We start from the raw sequence: 16186 nt of genomic DNA, 5'->3' as shown, positions 1-16186 counted from the left end.
GCACCATCAAAAACCTTTTTATTCGTGGGGGCCTGCGGCCCCCACACCCCCGCTATGGGTGTTACGCCGCGCCGCCCTCGTTCTTGATCGTCTGGTAGAGATCATTAGCCTGGGCGGGGGTGAGATTCTCGTGGATGAGTGCCTGGAGACCCCGCGCCGCCGCGACGGGATGCTCGTCCTGCCAGACATTACGGCCCAGGTTGACACCGATAGCGCCGCGCTCTAGGCCGTCGTAGACGAAATCATAGACTTCGAGGATCGTATCGCACTTGGGGCCACCAGCAATCACCACTGGCACCGGGCAGGTCTCGGCGACCTTGTGGAAATCCTCGCACCAGTAGGTCTTGACCGCCGTGGCACCCAACTCAGCGGCGATACGACAGGCGAGTGCCAGGTAGCGCGCATCGCGCTTCTCAAGCTCTTTGCCCACAGCGGTGACAGCCATGGTCGGAATGCCGTAGGGTTCACAGGCATTGATCAGGTTGGAGAGGTTGCTGAGCGTCTGGAACTCATAGTCCGAGCCAACAAAGACCGAGAGTCCCACAGCAGAGGCATTCAGGCGAATGACCTCATCAATCGAGGTCGTCACCGTCTCATTAGAGAGATCGCCCCCAATGACGCTGCTGCCACCCGAAACGCGCAGGATGACCGGAACCTTCATGTTGGGATCAATACTGGCGCGCAGCACGCCACGGGTCACGAAGAGCGCATCAACATAGGGCAACAACGGCGTGACCATCTCGCTCGGCTTCTCAAGGCGGCGAGTTGGCCCAAGGAAGTAGCCGTGGTCCATCGCGAGGAAGAAGCAGCGCCCGTTCTTGGTGATCTGAGACCAGCGGTTCTGTTTGCCCCAATCCATAGTCACAAGCTCCTCAGTGTTGCGTATATGTCACAAGGATGACAACGAGGGAAGAAATGGGGCAATTATAAACTCTCGTGGGCGGCTGTCAACTAGGGGGTAAGAAACTCTATCATTGCCGGGTTCCCCGATCATCTCGTAGGGGCGAAGCATCGCCCGCCAACCTCGTTCGGGTACCCCTGCCACATGGCCGGCGATGCTTCGCCCCTACAAGTCATCGCCGTACCGCATGGCGGCTTTGGCGCACGAGCAGCAGCAGAAACAGCCCCCAGCCCATCCAGGCGAAGAGGCCACCACTGAAGCGCGAGATGAGCAGGCCCAGCAGCAGGAGCATACGAAGGGTGGCGATGCTCCATTGGCGCAACGGATCAACCCGCACCTCAGTCTCCCAATTCATGCGGCTGATGTGAGGCAACAGGCCACGTTCGACACAGCCCTCCAGCGAACAGATATAGATCAAGTCGGTATAGTGGGCTGCCAACAGCAGATCACGTTCGAGGGCCGCCCCCGGCAGGGGCGGTAGATCGTCGGGGGCACTGGAGACGGCAATACTATTGACCGCGCCCACCCCAATGCTGTCGGCGGAGGGGCCATAGTTACGGATCAAGGCTCCGCCCATATCATTGCCGAGGGTGTCAATCGGCACGCTGCTATAGCACATCACCACCTCGACATCAGCGGGGATACCCACAATGTCAAAGGCACGCTGGATCACCGTCGTACCTGCGCGGCGATCATCAATCAGGGCCGGGAGTTGGTAGGCATGCACCTCGTAGCCGTCACTATGGATCTCGCCGACCAGATCGGTGTAGGCGGCGCGCGCTGCGGTAAAGAGCACATTCTCGTGAGCCAACCAGAGCCGCCGGGTCAGGTCGCGCAGCCCCCAACGCTGGATGCGGTCGAGTTCACTTGAGGGTGGCTCGATGTCTATCCCGATCACCTGGAAACTCAGGTCATGCTCCTTGGCCCAGCGATGCACACTGCGGTAACGTTCGACCGCCTGGGGGTAGTTTTGCAGGTGGAACCAACTGCCCTCGTGCTGTGGTAGTTGCAACCAAGCGACGAGCGGGATACGATGCTGATTGAGCCGCCGCACCGCCGCCACCAACGCAAAGCTGAGGTCGCGGATGGCGACCGCCACCCCATAGTTCTGGATGGTCAGTTCATCCAACAGGCCGGGCTGCTCCAAGAGCGCCAATAACTCCGGCCCATCAAGGTCGCAGAAAAAGATCAGGGTTGGCCGCCCGTAGTGGGGTGCGGAAGAGAGGGTTGTGGTGTTGAATGCTTGCACAGCCGTTCCAAAAGATTTTGGTATGGTGTTGCATAGCGGCTACGCCGCTATGCAACACCATACCATGGGGTTTGGGGGCGCGTTGCAACGCGCCCCATTCACTACCCGGCATTATAGCACGCGGCATAGTCGGAAGGGTATAATAGGGGCGCAACCGCATAGCAACCGAGGCACCAATGAACACAACACGACGCTTTCCGTCCGGCTTTCTGTGGGGCGCGGCCACCGCCGCCTACCAGATCGAGGGAGCCTGGGCCGAGGATGGTAAGGGTGATAGTATCTGGGATCGCTTTGTGCGCAAGCCCGGTGTGATTGTTGATGGCACGACTGGTGATGTGGCATGCGACCACTACCACCGCTATGCCGAGGATGTTGAACTGATGGCGCAGATGGGCCTAGGAGCCTACCGCTTTAGTATCGCGTGGCCGCGCATCTTTCCGCAGGGCGGCGGGAAGCTCAACCAGAAGGGTCTCGATTTCTACAAGCGCTTGGTGGATGCGCTGCATAAGCGCGGCATCAAGCCGGTGGCCACGCTCTACCACTGGGATCTGCCGCAGGCGTTGGAAGATCATGGTGGTTGGGTCAACCGCGATACCGCACTGCGGTTTGCTGAATATGCCTATGCGCTCTTTCAGGAGTTGGGCGATCAGGTGCCGATCTGGTCAACCCTGAATGAACCCTTTATTCAGGCATTCTATGGCTATGGCAATGGCGAGAATGCCCCTGGCCGCCGCAATCCGTGGGCGATTCTGCCGGTTGTCCACCACTTGCTCCTCGGCCATGGCTTGGCAGTCGAGGCATTCCGGGCGGTACGCCCCACGAACGCGCAGATCGGCATTGTCATGCTGATCTGGCCCAGCCACCCGGCGACCTCGCTCCCCCCTGATGTGGCGGCGGCACGGCGCGTGGATGGCGCGATGCACCGCATCTTCCTCGATCCGCTCTTTCGTGGGCATTACCCCAAGGATCTCATGTTCCGCCTGGGTGTGCGGATGATGCGTGCCCCAGTACTCCCCGGCGATATGGCGATCATCAGCCGACCGCTCGATTATGTGGGGGTGAATACCTACACCCGCCTGCTGCACCGCGCCGATTGGCGCGACCCGCTCCTGGCGGTGCGGAAGATCGAACCGCAGGCTCCCACCACCGCCATGGGCTGGGAGATCTATCCCGATTGTATTGTCGAGTCGCTCCAGAAGGTGCGCGAGTATACCGATCTACCACTCTACATCACCGAGAATGGGGCGGCCTTTGAGGATACCCTCGACCCCGATGGCCAGATCAACGATACCGAGCGGATCGCCTATTTGCGCAGCCATATTGCTGCCGCCCACCGTGCGATTGAGTTGGGGATTGATCTGCGTGGCTACTTTGCCTGGACGCTACTCGATAACTTTGAGTGGGCCAAGGGCAAGAGTAAGCGCTTTGGGCTGATCTACACCGATTACGCCACCCAGCGTCGCATTCCCAAACAGAGTGCTGCGTTCTTCCGCGAGGTGATTGCCAACAACGGACTCTGAACCGATGCACCAACTCAGCCCTGTTGCACGGCTCTATCTGCTCCATGTGGCCCTGATCACCTTTGCTCTGGCCCTCAGCAGTCTGTTTCTCAACCTGATGTTACTCGATCTGGGCTACGATCAGCGCACGCTGGCCCTGCCCCTTCTGGGCGAGATCAGTCTGCTGGGGGTCTTCAATAGCCTGCCGGTACTGACCGCGAGCCTAAGTAGTTTGCCGCTCTGGGGCTTGTTGCTGCGGGTGGGGCTGCAACGCAGCATGCTGATCGCCTGCGGGCTGCTGGTCGCTTCCCTCTTAACCCTCGCCTGCAACACCGACCCGTTGCCGCTGTTGGTGGGCGCGGGACTGAGTGGCCCGGCCTCGGTGCTCTTCCAACTCAGCGCGGCCCCGCTGATGATGCGCCTGAGTGGGGATGGTGCGCGCGACACGCTCTTTAGCATGCGCTTTGGCCTGAGCATCGCGATGAGTGGCGTCGGCAACCTGGTGGGCGGCTGGCTACCGGGGCTTGGCGTGGCACTATGGCGGGTTACCCCACAGAGTGCGGCCAGTTACCAGTTCACCTTCGCCATCTCGGCGCTCCTGGTTCTGGTGGCGAGTCTGCCACTGCTGCGCGTGCGCGTTGCGGCCAGCCCGCCGCAACCCAGCGGCACACCCCAAGCGAGTAGCATGGGGCACCTGTGGCGCATCTGCATGCGCCGCCCGTGGGCGATTGGGCGGCTGCTGATCGCCCCGCTCCTCATCTCGTGCGGGGCATCGCTCCTCATCCCCTACCTGAGCCTTTACGTGCGCCAGCGCTATGCCACCCCCGACACCACACTCGGCCTGGTCTTTGCCGCTATCGGCATCAGCACCGGGCTGGCCGCGCTACTCGCGCCCCAGATCTCGGCACGCCTGGGCAAACCGCGCAGCGTCGTACTAACCCAGGGGCTGGCGGTAGTGTGTCTCCTCCTGCTGGCATGGGCACCCAGCCTATGGATCGCAGCGTTCATGGCGCTGCTACGCGGGGCGCTCATGAACATGGCCAACCCACTCTACGAAGCCTATGCCATGGAACAGAGCGCCGATGAAGCGCGCCCCGTAGTGAGCGGGTTGCTCGCTGGTTCCTACTCGGCAGCCTACATCATCGGCCCAACGATCAGTGCTGAGGTACAGCGTCAGTTCGGGTTCACCCCGATCTTCATCGCGACGGCGATCTGCTACGGGTTGGCGGTAGGTTGGGTGTATATGGTGTTTGTGCGTCGGGGGCGTGTGTAGAGACGCAACATCTTGCGTCTCTACAAATAACGCACCCGCAACCGCTCAGCCTCGTGGCGAGCGGCGGCGGCCTCATCATCCAAGCCCTGCGCGGTGGCAAAACGGGCAATATCGTGCCAGATCTGCACTTCGAACATGCGCATCCGCATGTTCGAACTGATCGTCAGGGCGTGCAGGGAACGCCGCTGGGCCTCGTCATACTCGTCCTGGTAGGCACTGATCGCCGCGAACTGGCGCAGGATGATCGCTTGGCCGGTGCGATCACCCACCGCCTTACTAGTGGAGAGCGCCCGGTTGGCTTCGCCCAGCGCCATGGTCAAATTCTGCTGAAAGAGATAGACCTGCGAGAGCCCGGCACGCGCCCGCACCTCGCCACTCCAGTTGTTGCAGGTACGTGCCTGAGCCAGCGCTTGGCGAAAGTTCTCGGTTGCGACCTCCAAGTCGCCCTCGTACAACGCAATCTGACCAAGGTGGTAAAAGCAGTGCCCCGCGAGGACCCGGCTATCTAGCCAACGGTAGGGAGTGTAGCGGTTTATCTCACCAATCATCCGCACATCAAGCGCCATGACGAGGGCTTGGCGATGATATTCGCGTGCCCGACGCAGATCACCGGCAGCAGTATAGGCCGCTCCGCAGAGATCACGTGTCCCAGCGCGTAAGAGCCGAATCTGCCGCAAGCGGTCGGCTACGGACTGTTCGTTGGCAACTTGAGAGATCGTCGCTTCAAACTGCTGACACTGTTTGAGTACATGGCCATACATACCGACAGCTAACAAATGCCCCAAATGATAATAGTGAACATAGAGTAACCGCAAGCGGTCGTTCAGTTGCTCACTAATCTGGCGTATGGCTTCAAGATCTTCAAATTGACTGCTGTGATTTTCTACTCGATCATTGATCATCACACGTAATAAGAGCAGATCTGCCCGTTCAGTCGGTTCGGTCGTCATGATCAGTGCCTGCTCGATATAGCGCAGCGCAGCGGTATTGGAGAAGAGCTGCGCCGCCTGTTCGGCGGCAATCCGCGCATAGCGGGTGAGGCGCTGCCACTCCTCAGCACGGTGCAAGTGCGAGATAAGCACATCATAGACCGCCATCGCAGCACGTCCGGCCACAATATCGGCTGCATAGGTCTGTTCGTACCAACGTGCGACGGCGGCGTGGAGCTGACGGCGCTGGCCAAAGAGCAGGCTGGTGTAGGCAACTTCGTGGGTAATGCCATACATAAAACGGTAGACCCGTTCGGGATCTTCGAGTTCGAGATCGATGATCTTCAGATGGATCAGAGTCGTGAGTTGGGCTAATAGTACTTGGTCGCTCGGATGGGCCGGGTGGATCTTCTTCAGCAGACGAAAGGGGAAACTGCGCCCAATCACCGCCGCTGCCTTGAGGGTGAGGCGAGTTGGTTCATCGAGCCGATCAACACGGGCCTGAATAACCCCCTGCGCCGAGCTTGAGACCTGCATCGTCAGGGCGTTGGGCACCAGTTTGGCGACACCATCTTCGATAAAAGCCAAGTTCTGTTGTTGCAGCACCCGCAGATACTCTTTGATAAAGAGCGGCTGGCCTTCGGTCTGGCGTTCGATATGTTGGCGCAATTCAGGTTGCACCTCGGCGACACCGAGCAGGGCGCGGATCAACTCAACACTCTGGGCACTACTCAGCCGCCCCAAGCGCACGCGGGTCGTCCGGCGATCATTACGTAGCGCGTTGAGTGCAGGCGGAGCAGCCGAATCCAATGGGCGGTGCGAGAGAGTCAAGCAAAGGGGGAAGAACTCTTCACCGACTGGTGCATGGAGTAATTGCGCCGCTACCTGGAGTGAGAGCACATCGGCCCAATGAATATCCTCCAGCACAATCAGCAGGGGGCCGAGTTGGAGTTGAGCGCGGATAAGCTCAATCACCACCCCGATCAAGCTCGCTTGCTCTTCGGGATCACTCAGGAGGCTCATCCCTTCAGTGGGAACCTCCTCATTCACGCCCAGAATCCATGCCAACGATTGCTGAGTCGCGGGATCAATAGGCGGAATCGTCATCAGCGCATCCTCAAACTGATCGCGCTGGATCTTCAGGTTGGCTCCCTCATCAATACCACAAATATCGGCCAGAATAGGCCGCCATGCCAATAGCGGCAGACCAATCCCGCCACTCACACACTCGCTACTATAGCCACGGTAGCCGCGTTCGATCCAACTCGCGGCCAAATCCTGTAAAATGTAACTCTTCCCAATCCCCGACTCGCCTTCGAGCAGAATGATACTCAAGCGCCCATTCACGGCCCGCTGAGCGGCGGACTGCATCGCACGGCGCTCCTCGGTTCGCCCAACCAGGCTCACCGCATTGGGCAGATAGCGCTGCAACGCCACCCCCCGCCCAATCCGTGCGCCCCCCGAAATCACCCGCGCCACCGGGACCCCCTCGCGGTGGCCCTTGGTGATAATCTGCGTGACTTCGCTAGTCTGGTAGCGCCCCATGATCTCGGCGCGGATGCGCCCCGAAACGAGTACCTCACCAGAACGTGCGCGTTGCATCAGGTGGGCAGCGAGGTTCATGTCATCGCCCTGGGCCGTATAGACCCGCCGTTGTTGGCTGCCCACGGTGCCCACAAACAGAATCCCCACCGTCACCGCTGCCCGATCAATCAACCCGCGATCTCGCAGTTCCATACAGCAACCAACCGCACGGCTGGGGTCATCACCACGTGCCACCGGAGCACCAAAGAGCATGACAAATACCGCCCCCTTATCACCGACCTCGACCTCATTCAGCCAACCACCCCAACGGAGTACGACGGCCTGGACATGGGAGACGAGGCGGTGCAGATCTTCGGGCTGCACTGGCAGCGCAAAGTTGGCGAAGGCGGGCACACACCGCCGATATTCAGGAATTAGATCATGCGAACGGAGCCGTTCGGCAAATGTCGGCGGGAGGAAGTGCTCCCAACTAATCGTGGTGGTTGGCTCAACAGTGCTCGTGGTTGGTAGTTGATCTGCATCGTCCAGGCATGGTGCATCAATACTGTGAATGGTTCCTGGTCGCGCCGACTGTTCAGCACGAGTTGCCGCACGTATCGCTGGCCCATAGATCACCACATAGAGGCCATGAATAGGCAAGCCCGCCAGAACCACATAGGTCGCCCCAGCACTCACACCAATTCGCACATCTAGCCGGAACGGACCGTGGGGTGTCTCGATTGCGGGCAGATCTTTCAGCACCGCGATCAGCGCCGCGCCACACCGCTGCGCCACCTCAATGTCGTAGCGATCCGGCCACCACGCCGTCAACGCATCCCCCGCAATGGTCGCAACATCCCCACCATGGGCAATAATCGTATCAATCAGCGCATCAAAAAAGTGTGTCAATGAATCATGCAGTTGCTCGGCACCATCTGGTTGGGTAGCAAACGTGGCGGTTAAGCGCGTAAAACCGCTTAGATCAGCATAGAGAATAGTTGCATGACAACGATAGACCATCCCTGGCTGGAGGGCGGGTGTGCCGATCCGCTCCATAAGCCAATGTGAAAGAAAGGGGCGTAAAAATGGGCTGACCAGATCGTGGTTCATTGCACCATCAGGGCGCACTGGTGCCACCGGGCACACGTCGCCTCGTATTGCTGCGGGGGAGACAGTTGGTATTGTACACGACATGTGTGTGCTTTGTGGTATACTACCTTTGCCCGTGTGAGTCATTCTACGGTGCCGTGCCGACCTCAATCTTATCCGCACGAAATCTCCTCATGAACCTGACTACAACGCACTAGCGAGAGCTGGCGCGAATACCAAGTAGTTCAGGTCGTTGAACTCCCGCCCTATCAACCAATATGGGCTCAAGGAAGGTGTTATTGTGAGTGCTGAACGTCTTCAGAAGGTGCTCGCCAACGCGGGTGTCGCTTCTCGTCGTGACTGCGAGGCGTTGATCGCCGCTGGTCGTGTGTGTGTGAATGGTCGGGTTGTCCAGGAACCTGGAACCCGCGTGGATCTTGATGCGGATGTTATTGAAGTTGATGGTCAGCCGGTACGGAAGCCGACGACACGAACCTACCTTGTACTCAACAAGCCGGTTGGATTTGTCTCGACTGTTGATGATCCCCAGGGCCGCCCTACCGTCATTGATCTGGTTGATGTGCCTGCGCGGGTCTACCCAGTTGGCCGCTTGGATGTGGATAGCGAGGGCTTGCTGCTCCTCACCGATGATGGCGAGTTGACCCACCAACTAACCCACCCGCGCTTCGAGATCGAGAAGGAGTATCGGGCGTTGCTCGACCGCCCACTCGATGTGGATGCGTTGCGCCAGTGGCGTGAAGGGGTATTGCTGAATGGTGAACCCACCGCGCCGGCGTGGGTCGATCTGCTTGAAACGACTGCCGAAGGGCCGTGGTTCCGGGTGGTGTTGCGCGAAGGGCGCAAGCGCCAGATCCGCGAAGTGGCGCACCTGCTAGGGTATGAGGTGTTGCGCCTGATCCGTGTCCGTGAAGGTGATCTGCTGCTTGGCGATCTTCCATTGCGTTCGTGGCGTCCGCTCACTGAGGAAGAAGTAGCGGCGTTACGCACCCACGTTGCGGTGCGCCGTGAGTCGGGTGAGCGTATGGAGGTGAACGGTAAGCGTCAATCGGCAGGCAGTCGCAGCGAATCCCGCCGCGAAGATGGCCCGCCGCGTGGGCGTGGCGAGTTCCGCCGCGAGGATGGCCCGCCGCGTGGGCGTGGTGAGTTCCGCCGCGAGGATGGCCCGCCGCGCCGTGAGGAAGGCCGAGGCAGCTACGGCCCACCCCGCCGCGAGGATGGCCCGCCGCGTCGTGACGAGGGCCGAGGTGGTTACGGCGCACCCCGCCGCGAAGATGGCCCGCCGCGTCGTGACGAGGGCCGAGGTGGTTACGGCGCACCCCGTCGTGATGAGGGTCGCGGTGGTTACGGCGCACCCCGCCGCGAAGATGGCCCGCCGCGTCGTGACGAGGGCCGAGGTGGTTACGGCGCACCCCGCCGCGAAGATGGCCCACCGCGTCGTGACGAGGGCCGAGGTGGTTACGGCGCACCCCGCCGTGACGAGGGTCGCGGCAGCTACGGTGCGCCCCGCCGCGAAGATGGCCCCCCGCGTCGTGACGAGGGTCGCGGTGGTTACGGTGCGCCCCGCCGCGAAGATGGCCCCCCGCGTCGTGACGAAGGTCGCGGTGGTTACGGCGCGCCCCGCCGTGACGAGGGTCGCGGCAGCTACGGCGCGCCCCGCCGCGAGGATGGCCCACCCCGTCGTGACGAAGGCCGAGGTGGTTACGGTGCACCCCGCCGCGAGGATGGTCCGCCCCGCCGCGATGAGGGACGGGGTGGCTACGGCGCACCCCGCCGCGACGAGGGCCGCGGCAGCTACGGTGCGCCCCGTCGCGAGGATGGCCCGCCCCGCCGCGATGAGGGACGGGGTGGCTACGGCGCACCCCGTCGTGACGAGGGCCGCGGCAGCTACGGTGCGCCCCGTCGCGAGGCGCGTGAAGAGCGTCCCGCAGCACCCAGCGAGAGCCGCGCACCGCGCTACGAACGCCCACGCGCCGAAGAGGTAGCACCTCCGACACCGCGCCAGGAAGCCCCAACCGAGAAGAAAGCGACTGGAGCAGGCCGGTCACCTGCGGCCAGCTTCCGCAGCCGCCCGCGTGGTCGCCCCAACTTCCCGATTCGCCCGCGTGGCAAAACCGAAGATGGTGAGTAGCACGCAACATATTGCGTCGCGACCCTAAGGTTTACCGCAGAGGACGCAGAGGGGCGCAGAGGTTATTGTCTAAACCTCTGCGCCCCTCTGCGTCCTCTGCGGTAGATGAAGCGCGGCCCCTAGACTCCCCGCGCAATGGCTGCTTCGACCATCGCCACATTCACCTCACGCAACCCGCGTACCCGTGCCGCCTCTTCCGCCGCCAAACGCAACGTGCGGCTCGCGCTGATACGCGCCAAAAACGGCACCTGCTCAAGCGCCGCATCCAGCCGCTCGGTCGCCTCCTTACTCCACGCCATCGTCTCCGCCGATGCCGCGCTTGCCGCTGCTGCCGGTGGCCCTGCCGGTGGCCCATGCCCCGCCGTCTCCACCTTCACCTGCTCCACCGGCAAAAAGTTGAACACAATATCGTAGAAGCGGTTCACCAACTCCTGCATAATGTTGGCCGCCCCCGCATAGCCCATAAACGGCGTCCCCATCGTGCGCCGCACCACCGGACCGGGGAAGGTCGCCGGGATGAATTGGGTCATCCGCGCATTCGTTTCGGCCAGATAGATCTTCTCGTTGATGCTGCCGAAGATGAAGGCCGGAGGCTTCGTGTGCAGACGGCGACGAATCTCGCTATTGTCCGGCTCCTCCTCGCGGCGCGGACGCCCCGACGACCACGCGATCTTCATCCCCAACTCGTTGCCGAGGAACTGCGTCAGCCCTTCCACATAACTGCGCCCGGCCACAACCGCGCAATCCACCGTCGCAAACCAGTCACTCTGGGGGCCGCGCCACAGATCCCAGACCGCCTGGAGGGTGGTACGCTTCTCGGCGGCAATGAATGCCTCGACCTGATCACTGGGGGTGCCGAGCAGTGCGCCAAGCTCGCGCAGAAACTCGGTGGTGCCGAAGACCCCGAAGGGCGCGAAGAGGTAGGGCCGCCCCAACGCCTCGGCCAAGCCCGTACCAAACTCGCGGTAGAGCACCACATTCACCGCCGCAGCGGCCAGTTTAGGCGTCGCCGCGAGGCTGGCCTCATACGGGTAGACCAGGTTCAGCTCGCCGCCCACCCCGGTAATCAGCCGCTTCACCTCGTGCAGATCGGCGGGGGCGTTGAAGCAGCCCAGCGATGGCCCGATGATGTTGACCAGATTGGCCGCCTTGGGCGCGGCATTCGCAGGAACCAAGGGCTTGCCATACTCCTCCCAGGCAAAGAGCAACGCCCGCTCGCGCCCCTGCCACTCATCATGATCTAACGACTGGCTCCAGAAGAAGCGCGCCTCAGGATCGAGTTGAGCCAAAAACTGCTTGTGGTCAGCACTGATCATCTCACTCTCAGCGGTACTGATCACCAACAGCCGCTTGCCCTCCAACGTCCCCAAGCCACGTAGATCATCAATCGTGCGCTGCAACGCCTTGGTCGTCCCATTGATCACATCCTCCTCACGGATCGAGGTCGGCGTCAGGTTCGCCATATGTGGCAGCGCATCGGTATAATCGGTGATCGCCATCCCCAGCAGGTTATAGCACCCAATCGGCGCATCACACACAATATGAATGTCGGGGAAGCAGCCAAAGACCCAACTCGCCCCCCAATAGGACGAGGAATCGGAAATGTCACGGATCAGGGTAATGGACATAGCTACCTCTGGAAGAAATCAACCATACGCTCATACAGCGGCTTGCGGCCCAACAGCTCGCGCACAAAACTGAGCGAGGCGATCATGCCACCGGCGAGGAAGAGCGGGCGCACACTCAGAATATTGGTGTAGTAGACCGCCGGGATGCCCAATTCCTTGGCATGCGCCGCCAGCGTCGTCGTCCCGATCACCAGATCAAACCTCCAGTACTCCATCGCCGCCATATCATCCTCAATCGCCTTGCGGTAGACCACCGTCTCACAGCCGTGGGCCTTCAGCCATGCCTCATCGGCGGCGGTGAGCATACTCTGGCCAATGCTGGTGCTGACATAGGGGACATGCGCACCGCCCTCGATCAGCAGGCGCGCATAGAGCATCTCGTTACCCTCATAGCCAGAGAGCATGATCGTGGTGCCCTTGAGCGGCTGCATGGCCAAGAAGCCCCGTGCTGCGGCCTCCTCCGCACTTGCCACCTGCTCCACCACCTCCTCGTCCAGATCCAGCGCCGCCCCAACTGCCCGAATCCAGGCCGCACTGCCCTCCACCCCAATCGGCGCACCCGTCACCACCCCAATACCGCGCTCACGCAGCACCCCCACCGTCTCACGGTAGTAAGGATGCAACGCCGCAACCGCCGTGGCGCGTCCGGCCAACTTCAACTCATCCACATGGCGACCGGGCAGCGTCGTCACCACCCGCCCGCCCATCTTGCGCAGCAGGCCATCAATGATCAGTGGATCAGCCGGGAAGACCTCGCCCAGCAGGGCGAGGGTGTGTGGTTCCGCCTCAACCTGCGCATCAACAAAACGGCGCATGACCGCCGCCAGCGCAATATCTTTTGCTTCGGGGTGCGAATGAATCGCATAGGCCGGAACCCGCACCAGCACCACCGGCTTCCCATCAACCTCGGTGGGCAACAACTCCTCGGCCAACCCAGCAGTTTCGGCCACACAGAGCGAAATGACCGGGATGACACTGACATTTTGTTCCTTCGCCGCCTCGGCGATCACCGCCTGGGCCGCCTCCTGCACCTGCCCAGACGAGAGTTCCGCCGTTCCGAGTTGCGGGGCAAGAATACTCTTGCGCGCCGCATAAAAGTGGCTCACAAAGGTCAACCCATACAGACAACCGGCATCGGTCACCATCGCCGGCTGCGCACCCTCTATCCGCGAAAGCACCCGCAGCGCCCCAAACGCGGGGCACATCGTCTGCGGGTGCAACTTACATGATCCGCCGCGAAACGGCTCTGGGGCACTCAGTTCGTCATCAGGGGCTGGGGGGGTATGCTCAGCCATACGTCGCTCCTCTGCGATAGGACAAAGTCATTTGTGTCGGGCATTATACGACACTTTGGATGGATCTAGCCGGTTATGCAGACAAAAATTTCTTAAATCAAAGTATTTGCATGGCCCTGATAGAGCGCCCCATGCGCCCGCGCAATCTGCGGCCACCCCAACGCGGCCACCGCAGCTTGCCCGGCTTGGCCCAACGCTCGCCGCAGGTTAGCATCGCCCGCAACCTGACGCAACGCGGCCCCCAGCGCGGCCCGATCATCCACGGGGATGCACAGCGCCCCCGGCCCCGCCGCGAGGATCGCTGCTGCACTAGGGTCGCTGGGGCTGGTCGTAATCACCGGGCAGCCGTGGGCGAGCGCCGCCAAGAGGCTCCCACGGCGCAACGAGGCTCCATCGCGGAAGGGTAGCGCCGCGCAGTCGGCGGCGAGCAGGTGCCCAGAGACCTCGGACGCTTCCACATGCCCGGTGCGAATGATCTGCGCCCCCAGCCCCAACTGGGTGATCCGGCGCTCCACCTCGGCGGCAAAGGCCACATCCTGGGGGGCCGTGGCCGCCCCGCCAATGATGACCAGACGCCACGCACGACCCGGCGGTATCTCGGCCAGTGCCTCCACCAGCAGATCCACGCCCTTGCTGGGCGAGAGTAGCCCAAAATAGGCCACCACGAACATATCGTCCGCGATCCCCATCTGCGCCCGCCACGCCCGCCGATCATAGTTGGCAGGCGGTGCCACCGCAATATTCGAGCCAATCGGGATCGTGGCCAGATGCGTCCCCCCCCACCCGCGCAACGTGGCCGCATCCGCCGCGTTGGTGGCGATCACCCGATCCGCGTCACGGGCGAGGCGTTGGTTGAGCCAACTGCGCAGGCGACCCGCTTTGGGGAAGAGGTAGGGAACGAGGAGATCGTGAAAGGTGACGGCGATCCGTGGGCAGTCGCCGCGCATGCGCAGGTAACGCGGCAGCAGATTGATCCCCGCCCGCATCCCATACGCGCCGGTCTGGTATTGAATGTGCAGCCAATCCGGTCGCCACACCCGCAGCGCCACCCGCAGTTTCGGCCAATCCCGCACCGACCAACTCAGCCCTGGGGCGGAGAGTACCTCAACACCACCATCTGGCCTACACGCAACCAAGCGGCCCTCACGCAGGGTGAGCGCCGCCACATCTAGCCCCTGTGCTGCCAGGGCGATGCTCAATTGTTGGGTGTAGTCACCAATCCCACCCGGTTGGGGCGGGTACTCACCCGTGAGGAGTGCAATTCGCATAGGAAAGTAGGGGCGAAGCATCGCCCAGCATGGGACATGGGAAACACGGACTCCATGGGCGGGCGATGCTTCGCCCCTACTACGCCTGCCGCCCCAACAGACTCTCGGCAATCGCCCGGATCTGATCGCGGGCTACCTGCACCGTCGCGACCTCACTGCGCCCCAGGCTCTCCAGTGCCGCCAGCGCCGCGTGGTGGTGCTCGGCAGCAAGTTGCGCACAATAGGCCCGCGAACCAGCCTGATCCAGAATCGCCAGTACCTTCTCCACCGCCGCATCATTCGGATCGGGTTGGCGGTAGATCTCGGCCAGTGTCGCCGCATCTGCGGCATGGCCCAGCGCATGCACAATCGGCAGACTCACCTTGCGCCGGTAGAGATCCGCCGCCCGTGGCTTGCCAGTCAATTCCGGCTCGCCCCAGATGCCCAGAATGTCATCCTCGATCTGGAAGGCCAACCCCAAACTGCGCCCAAAGGTACTCAACGCCGCCACCGTGACCGCATCCGCCCCCGCCACCATCGCCCCCAGCGCCGCCGAACCATCAATCAGAATCGCCGTCTTGCGCCCGATCATCGCCAGGTAGTCCTCGGTGCTAATACTCAGGTCGCCCTCGAAACTGATGTCGAGGAACTGACCCTCGCACACATGCAGGATTACCTCGTCGAAGCGGCGCAGGATCGGCAAAATCCGCTCCGCCGGCACGCCCAGATCAGCAAGTTGATGAATTGCTAGGTGCGCAATCACAAACATCCCGTCACCAGCGTTGATTCCTTGGGCTAACCCCCACAAGTGCCACAGGGTTGGCCGCCCACGGCGCATGTCGCTGTCATCTTCGATATCGTCATGGATAAGGGTAAAGTCATGCAAAAGCTGAATACCCGCCGCCAGCGGCAGCGCCAACCTCGGATCGCCCCCGGACGCCTGACATGCCAGCAACACCAACTGCGGGCGAATCAGCTTCCCTGGGTCAGATTCGCAGGCCACCAACTGCTCGTTGCGCCAGCCCAGATGGTACTCCTGCATCGCATAGAAACGCGCAACCCGTTCCTCGGCTTGGGGGAATGCCGCACGCATAGCGGCTTGGATACGCAGACGCATATCAGGTTGTTTCTCAGGTTGTGTCATCTTCATCTCATCTAAATGGCTTACACACTACCGTTGTATATAGTACGAGTACCGATAGTAAGTTCCGCATCCCAATGCGCTACGACTCAAAAAAGTACGCAGCCTACTGTAACCCGTCCGTAATCAAAAACCATTGTCCAACTGCGGCGCGACTCGTACACTAGTCCATATGTAAGGGCGTAGGAGCAATGGCAACACGCAGCGAATGCTCACTGTGGCCCCACACAAAAAGCCTGCCAGTCGCAGCCCCCACCTTTGA

Annotated in this window: 10 protein-coding genes; 3 read left to right on the top strand and 7 right to left on the bottom strand. The window is 61.6% G+C overall.

The genetic code is table 11. The features are described 5' to 3' along the window. Positions 1–61 precede the first annotated feature (61 nt). A complete protein-coding gene (lsrF, locus tag EKD03_RS03340; protein ID WP_129627441.1) occupies positions 62–859 on the bottom strand; it encodes a 3-hydroxy-5-phosphonooxypentane-2,4-dione thiolase in 798 nt (265 codons plus the stop codon). Positions 860–1073: 214 nt separating this feature from the next. Beyond that, positions 1074–2150: a hypothetical protein gene (locus tag EKD03_RS03335; RefSeq protein ID WP_129627438.1), complete on the bottom strand. Its 1077-nt coding sequence runs from the start codon at positions 2148–2150 to the stop codon at positions 1074–1076. Positions 2151–2326: 176 nt separating this feature from the next. Between EKD03_RS03335 and EKD03_RS03330 the strand changes: the two genes are divergently transcribed. Beyond that, positions 2327–3670 carry a GH1 family beta-glucosidase gene (locus EKD03_RS03330; RefSeq protein WP_129627435.1) on the top strand — a complete coding sequence of 448 codons (1344 nt, stop codon included), beginning with the start codon at positions 2327–2329 and terminating at the stop codon, positions 3668–3670. A 4-nt stretch (positions 3671–3674) separates the two neighbouring features. Continuing rightward, positions 3675–4922: an MFS transporter gene (locus EKD03_RS03325; RefSeq protein ID WP_129627432.1), complete on the top strand. Its 1248-nt coding sequence runs from the start codon at positions 3675–3677 to the stop codon at positions 4920–4922. 20 nt (positions 4923–4942) lie between these two features. Here EKD03_RS03325 and EKD03_RS03320 read toward each other — a convergent pair whose 3' ends face one another. Then, the gene (locus EKD03_RS03320) at positions 4943–8512 is read right to left on the bottom strand and encodes an AAA family ATPase (RefSeq protein WP_161569170.1); all 3570 of its coding nucleotides are present in this window, start codon (positions 8510–8512) and stop codon (positions 4943–4945) included. A gap of 253 nt (positions 8513–8765) precedes the next feature. On the opposite strand from EKD03_RS03320, the gene EKD03_RS03315 reads away from it, so the two are divergent. Then, positions 8766–10613: a pseudouridine synthase gene (locus EKD03_RS03315; RefSeq protein ID WP_129627426.1), complete on the top strand. Its 1848-nt coding sequence runs from the start codon at positions 8766–8768 to the stop codon at positions 10611–10613. A gap of 119 nt (positions 10614–10732) precedes the next feature. Here the strand turns inward: EKD03_RS03315 and EKD03_RS03310 are convergent, their stop codons facing one another. From EKD03_RS03310 to EKD03_RS03295, 4 genes are all read right to left on the bottom strand, one after another. Beyond that, positions 10733–12241: a nitrogenase component 1 gene (locus EKD03_RS03310; RefSeq protein ID WP_129627423.1), complete on the bottom strand. Its 1509-nt coding sequence runs from the start codon at positions 12239–12241 to the stop codon at positions 10733–10735. Positions 12242–12243: 2 nt separating this feature from the next. Further along, positions 12244–13536, bottom strand: a complete 1293-nt coding sequence (gene bchY, locus EKD03_RS03305) for a chlorophyllide a reductase subunit Y (RefSeq protein WP_129627420.1) — start codon at positions 13534–13536, stop codon at positions 12244–12246. A 92-nt stretch (positions 13537–13628) separates the two neighbouring features. Further along, the gene (locus EKD03_RS03300) at positions 13629–14825 is read right to left on the bottom strand and encodes a glycosyltransferase (RefSeq protein ID WP_129627417.1); all 1197 of its coding nucleotides are present in this window, start codon (positions 14823–14825) and stop codon (positions 13629–13631) included. A 58-nt stretch (positions 14826–14883) separates the two neighbouring features. Next, positions 14884–15927: a polyprenyl synthetase family protein gene (locus tag EKD03_RS03295; protein WP_129627414.1), complete on the bottom strand. Its 1044-nt coding sequence runs from the start codon at positions 15925–15927 to the stop codon at positions 14884–14886. Positions 15928–16186 lie beyond the last annotated feature (259 nt).

The sequence above is a fragment of the Candidatus Oscillochloris fontis genome (assembly GCF_004138135.1).
In the GTDB taxonomy this organism is placed as follows: domain Bacteria; phylum Chloroflexota; class Chloroflexia; order Chloroflexales; family Chloroflexaceae; genus Oscillochloris; species Oscillochloris fontis.
This window is presented reverse-complemented; position numbering and strand designations above follow the sequence as displayed.

Excerpts from the sequence above, each read along its gene's own strand:
- lsrF (WP_129627441.1), bottom strand. The coding sequence starts at position 859 with ATGGATTGGGGCAAACAGAACCGCTGGTCTCAGATCACCAAGAACGGG.
- EKD03_RS03330 (WP_129627435.1), top strand. The coding sequence starts at position 2,327 with ATGAACACAACACGACGCTTTCCGTCCGGCTTTCTGTGGGGCGCGGCC.
- EKD03_RS03325 (WP_129627432.1), top strand. The coding sequence starts at position 3,675 with ATGCACCAACTCAGCCCTGTTGCACGGCTCTATCTGCTCCATGTGGCC.
- EKD03_RS03310 (WP_129627423.1), bottom strand. The coding sequence starts at position 12,241 with ATGTCCATTACCCTGATCCGTGACATTTCCGATTCCTCGTCCTATTGG.
- bchY (WP_129627420.1), bottom strand. The coding sequence starts at position 13,536 with ATGGCTGAGCATACCCCCCCAGCCCCTGATGACGAACTGAGTGCCCCA.
- EKD03_RS03300 (WP_129627417.1), bottom strand. The coding sequence starts at position 14,825 with ATGCTTCGCCCCTACTTTCCTATGCGAATTGCACTCCTCACGGGTGAG.
- EKD03_RS03295 (WP_129627414.1), bottom strand. The coding sequence starts at position 15,927 with ATGACACAACCTGAGAAACAACCTGATATGCGTCTGCGTATCCAAGCC.